This window comes from Streptomyces sp. NPDC029152 (assembly GCF_055564355.1).
This window is the reverse complement of the sequence record NZ_JBVHWR010000072.1, coordinates 1-1,197: the sequence shown is the minus strand read 5'-3', so window position 1 is coordinate 1,197 and position 1,197 is coordinate 1. Positions and strand designations below refer to the sequence as shown.

Sequence of the window (1,197 nt, the reverse complement as noted above, 5' to 3'; positions counted from 1 at the left end):
CCAGTAGTGCTGGTGTTGGAAGGGGTAGGTGGGCAGGTCGACGGTACGGGCCGGTGGGAACAGGGCGGCCCAGTGGACCGGGTGGCCGTGGACGTGGAGGGTGGCGGCCGCGGTCAGCACCGCACGGATGTCGTCGTGGCCGGGACGCAGGGCGGGGACGGCCGTCACCGCGGTGGCGGTGGTCTCCGCGCAGTGGCCGACCATCGAGGTGAGCGTGCCGGCGGGCCCCAGCTCCACGAACACCCTCACCCCCGCCTCGAGCAGGGTGGCGACACCATCGGCGAAACGGACCGGCTCACGCACCTGACGCACCCAGTACTCCGGCGTCTGCCAGGCCTCCGCATCCGCCCAGCCACCGGTCAGGTCCGACACCACCGGCAGGACCGGAACGCGGTACCGCACCGACTCCAGCACCCGACGGAAGTCCGCCAGCATCGGCTCCACCAGCGGGGAATGGAAGGCATGGGAGACCGCCAGACGCCGAGAACGCGCCCCGCACCCGGCCAGCACACGCTCCACCCCCGCCTCCGGCCCCGAGATCACCACCTGACCGGGCGCGTTCACCGACGCGATCACCACATCATCACCGAGCAGACCGGCCAGATCACCGGGACCGGCCTGCACCGCGGCCATCGCCCCGCCCGCCGGCAACGCCTGCATCAGCCGCGCCCGCGCACCCACCACCCGGCACGCGTCCTCCAACGACCACAGACCCGCCACACACGCAGCCGACACCTCACCGATCGAATGCCCGATGAGATGACTGGGCCGCACCCCCCACGACTCCAGCAACCGGAACAGGCCCACCTCCAACGCGAACAGACCCGCCTGCGCCCACACCGTCCGGTTCAGCTCATCGGCATCCGACCCGAAGACGACATCCCGCAGCCCTTGATCGATCCGCCCGCACACCTCGTCGAAGACCTCGGCGAACACCGGGAACCGCTCATACAGCCCCCGCCCCATCCCCAGCCGCTGACTGCCCTGACCGGAGAACACAAACCCCAGACCACCCGACGGAGCGGAGGCGACACCCGCCAGTCCCCGACCCTGCGCCACCTCCTCCAAACCCCGCAGCAACTCATCCCGGTCCCGGCCCACGACAACCGCCCGATGCTCGAACGCCGCACGCGTCGACACCAACGACCAGCCCACATCCACCGGACTCAGACCGGACACCGCCTCGGCCAACCGGCC

The 1,197-nt window shown here is 71.1% G+C and carries 1 protein-coding gene; it reads right to left on the bottom strand.

Translation table 11 applies throughout. From position 1 onward, the window contains the following. Window positions 1-1,197 (bottom strand): acyltransferase domain-containing protein (locus ACZ4V6_RS36575; RefSeq protein ID WP_467835604.1); only part of this gene is annotated, 1,197 nt, incomplete at both ends.